The sequence below is a fragment of the Alcanivorax sp. genome (assembly GCF_014762765.1).
In the GTDB taxonomy this organism is placed as follows: domain Bacteria; phylum Pseudomonadota; class Gammaproteobacteria; order Pseudomonadales; family Alcanivoracaceae; genus Alcanivorax.
Genome location: NZ_JABURH010000073.1, coordinates 1 through 3,672, shown reverse-complemented (window position 1 = coordinate 3,672; position 3,672 = coordinate 1). Strand labels below are relative to the sequence as shown.

4 protein-coding genes are annotated in these 3,672 nt (G+C 61.1%); 3 read left to right on the top strand and 1 reads right to left on the bottom strand.

Annotation, left to right across the window (positions count from 1 at the left end):
• Positions 1-118: 118 nt before the first annotated feature.
• Positions 119-1,183: an acyl-CoA desaturase gene (locus HUJ17_RS03220; protein WP_290509322.1), complete on the bottom strand. Its 1,065-nt coding sequence runs from the start codon at positions 1,181-1,183 to the stop codon at positions 119-121.
• Positions 1,184-1,316: 133 nt separating this feature from the next.
• Between HUJ17_RS03220 and HUJ17_RS03215 the strand changes: the two genes are divergently transcribed.
• From HUJ17_RS03215 to HUJ17_RS03205, 3 genes are all read left to right on the top strand, one after another.
• A complete protein-coding gene (locus HUJ17_RS03215) occupies positions 1,317-2,345 on the top strand; it encodes an AraC family transcriptional regulator (RefSeq protein ID WP_290509321.1) in 1,029 nt (342 codons plus the stop codon).
• A gap of 289 nt (positions 2,346-2,634) precedes the next feature.
• Positions 2,635-3,123, top strand: a complete 489-nt coding sequence (locus HUJ17_RS03210; RefSeq protein WP_290509320.1) for an NUDIX domain-containing protein — start codon at positions 2,635-2,637, stop codon at positions 3,121-3,123.
• Positions 3,124-3,196: 73 nt separating this feature from the next.
• Positions 3,197-3,672: SDR family NAD(P)-dependent oxidoreductase (locus tag HUJ17_RS03205; RefSeq protein ID WP_290509319.1), on the top strand; the 476-nt coding region annotated here is incomplete at its 3' end.

Here is a 3,672-nt window from a genome sequence, read left to right as displayed (position 1 = left end):
TCGTCCCTCAAGAGGTGTTATTCGCTTCGCTTACCCTTCGGGCCGCACGGAACTACGTGCGTTTCTCCGCTCCGCTCCGTTCCTGCAGCGGCTTATAGTGGATGCTGCGGGAGCCCGCTTAGTTCAACTGCCCCTGCAATTCCATCACATCCACAGTCCGCTCCCGGTTAAGGGGGTCGACCAGGGTGTTGGCATCCTGATAAACACGCGGTGTCTTGTAGAGCATGGCCACTGCTTTGACATGGCTGGGGCACACGTAACGTTCAGGCATTTCCTGCTGCAGCCAGGCGCGCACTTTCGGGGCCTGATCGGAGCCCATCTTGGGGAACAGGTGATGCTCCACATGATGGCTGAAGTGGAAATGCAGCGGATCAATCCAGCGCCAGGCTCGCACGCTCATGGAATTGTCCACAGGATGGTTGTTGTCCATCTGCGGGCGCAGCATGTGGTTGGTGAGAATATAGCTCTGGCCGATGAAGTTGATGATCATCATCGGGATCAGCACGGTGAAGATCGCCAGTGGGCCGGACACGATGGCCAGCGTTATCCACGCCGCCATGCACAGATAGGATTGGCGGATCGCCTTCTTGCGGTTGAATCCCTTGAATTCCTCACGCTTGCGGGTCTGCATGCGCAGCACCAACTGGCCGTGAAACATGAAGGAATAGAACAGGAACAAAAAGCTGTACCAGGTGCGCCCGCCGGGGGCCAGCTTGGTAAAGTTGGCGGTCTTGGGGTGTTTCTCGTAGCGGTACAGGGTGCCGAAGGAGTCCGGGTCCTTGTCGCCCAGGTTGGTGTGGGCGTGGTGGGCCACATTATGCCAGCGGCGCCAGAACTCCGGAGCGATCAGGGCCGGACCAAAGCCGATCCAGCCGAGAAAATCCTGCATGCGACGACTCATGCCCAGCGCGCCATGCAGCACTTCGTGGGCCAGCAGGGCCTGGCAGGCCAGGGTGTGTCCGGCGAGGATGCCCAGCATCAGGTTGCCCCACCAGGGCAGGTCGAGCATCAGAATGGCAGCGATGCTGCCGATGATCACTGCGCTCATGGGAATAAACCACAGGGCACGCAGCGGGCGGGCCTTGAACGTGGCCGGGCCCAGATCCTTTTTCACCGCATCGCGGATGGCGCGGGCGTCATCGGCGCCGAAATGGCGGCTGTAAGCAGGTTCTTGCATGGTCATGATTGTCCTTGGCTGTCGGGCCGGGAAATTCGGATGCAGGCATTCTGGTGAACAGTCGTGCTTTGGCGAAGTGCAGGGCTGGACAGAGTTCGGTCATTTTCGGACAAGAGCTAAAGTAGCGTATAGTGGATGCATGAATCACGAGCGCTTTATACAACTGGACCCTGGCACCGGCCGTTCCCCGGTCCCCGTCAACTACGTGCGCAATCTGGTGGAACTGATTGCCGAGGTTGGTGTGGATACCCGCCGGTTGCTCGCTCAGGTGGGGTTGAGCGAGGACGAGGTCTATAACCCTCAGCCGGCCCTGCGCTTTGAGCAGTTCCGCCGTGTCATGGTGGGCGCCCGTGAAATGACCGGCGATCCGGCCCTGGGGCTGGCATTGGGCCAGCAACTGACCCTTACCGCCCATGGCCTGCTCGGCTATGCCGCCATCAGCAGTGCCGACCTGGGTGACGCCCTGCGGCTGCTGGAGCGTTATTTCCGTACCCGTACGCGTCTGTGCGTTCCCCGTATCGAACCGTCGCAGGAAGGTGTGCGTTTCTGCCTGGTAGAAAGTGTTCCTCTGGGTGATATCCGCGAAACCTACCTGGAAGTGGTGGTGGCTGCGGTGGTCGGCGGGATTCGCTATCTGCTGGGCGACCGTTTCCAGGGGGCGGTGCTGGAGCTGCCCTATGCGGCGCCGGCCCATGCGGATCGCTACCGGGAACTGTTGGCCATGCCCGTGGAGTTCGGTGCCGAGGTGGCGGCCTTGCGGTTGCCCAAGGCCATGCTCAGCGAGCGTTTCACCCTATCCGATCCGGCCTCACGCCAGATGGCCGCGCAGAAATGTGAGGAAGAACTGCAACGGCTGGAAGCGGACCAGGACTGGGCAAGCCGCGTGCGCGCCCGGTTGATGCAGGCGGAGGGCATGCTGCCCAGCCTGGAACAGCTGGCCTGCAATTTCCATGTGACCTCCCGCACCCTGCGTCGTTATCTGAGTGCTCTGGGTGTGAGTTACCGCTCCCTGCTGGAAGAAGTACGCATGACCAAGGCCATGGCCTACCTGCAGGCCAATATCACCGTGCAGCAGGTGGCCTCCAAACTGGGTTACGCCGATCCCAGTAATTTCGCCCGTGCCTTCCGTAAATGGACCGGTTACCCGCCCAGTCACTTCCAGCCGTAATTCGTAACCTCTCTACAACGCCCCTGTAGGAGCGCCCTTCCAGGGCGCGAACCATGCTTGCAAGATACTAACCGGCGGATCGGAGAGACTGGTTTGGTTTGGGAATCCCTGATCGCGCCTGGGCCCAGTCCGGGGAGAGGCTCTGCGTGCGATTGCCTCGCCTGGGCTCGGATTCGCGCCTCAAGAGGCGCTCCTACAGTATGTTCTGGCGTCACCTCAAGCCCTCCCTTGCATTCGTGCCCCGTTTCGCTATTCACTGTTCGCCCCTGCGAATTTTCAATGGTCGTTCATGAGTAACCACGAACCGGTGCTGCTGGTAAGCCGGCATAACCAACCCCGCGGCAGTTGTCAGCGTGGGCGCATGCAGCGTCAGCGGCTGATCCATCGTGCGTCCTACGTGGTGGTGCGTGATCTGGCCGGGCGCGTGTGTGTGCAACAGCGTGCTGACGACAAACATTTTTACCCGGGTGGTTGGGATCTGGCTGCCGGGGGTGTCATGCGGCCCAATGAAAGCGTGGGTGAAAACCTGTCGCGGGAACTGTTCGAGGAAGTGGGCGTGCAACGCCTGTTTTCCCGTTGGCAATGGTTCTTCTTCTCCAATCCCCATCATCAGGTCTGGGGCGCGTTGGCGTCCGTGGTGGTGTGCCCGGACGCCGTGTCGTTGAGCGATGAAGTGGTCGCCATTGAATGGTTGCCGGTCCGGGACGCGCTGTTATTGCCCGGTGCCACTCCTGATACCCGCCACGCACTTTCCTTGCTGTTGTCATCCTCCTCCTGAGCGTTTTCGTCCTTGTGGCGGGCTTGCTGGCTGGGTAGCTTCTCTCTCTGATGCAGAGAAGGGTGAGGAAGTTATGTCCCAACGATTCAGTGTGGCCGGTAAACGCATATTGATCACCGGCGCCTCCAGTGGCTTTGGTGCCCACTTCGCCATTGCCCTTGCCGAAGAGGGAGCCGACGTGGTGCTGGCGGCGCGCCGGGTGGAAAAACTGGAAGCCACCGCCGAAGCAGTCCGGGCCCTGGGCCGTGAGGCTACTGTGATGCCTATGGACGTGAGTGACCACGCCAGTGTGGAAGCGGCCTTTGCCGATATGCCGGCGGTGGATGTGGTGGTCAACAACGCCGGCGTGTCCCATGAGGGGCCCACCGACGAGCTCAGCGAGGAAGACTGGGACAGGGTGGTGGATACCAACCTGAAGGGCGTCTGGGCCGTATCCAAGTTTGCCATTCAACAGTGGCGGCGCGATGGCCGTCCGGGCAGCCTGATCAATATCGCCTCCATCCTCGGTCTGCGTGTGGGTGGCCGGGTGGCCCCCTATACCGCCTCCAA

Bases quoted from the DNA above. Each gene is read 5' to 3' on its own strand.
- HUJ17_RS03220 (WP_290509322.1), bottom strand. From the start codon at position 1,183: ATGACCATGCAAGAACCTGCTTACAGCCGCCATTTCGGCGCCGATGAC.
- HUJ17_RS03215 (WP_290509321.1), top strand. From the start codon at position 1,317: ATGAATCACGAGCGCTTTATACAACTGGACCCTGGCACCGGCCGTTCC.
- HUJ17_RS03210 (WP_290509320.1), top strand. From the start codon at position 2,635: ATGAGTAACCACGAACCGGTGCTGCTGGTAAGCCGGCATAACCAACCC.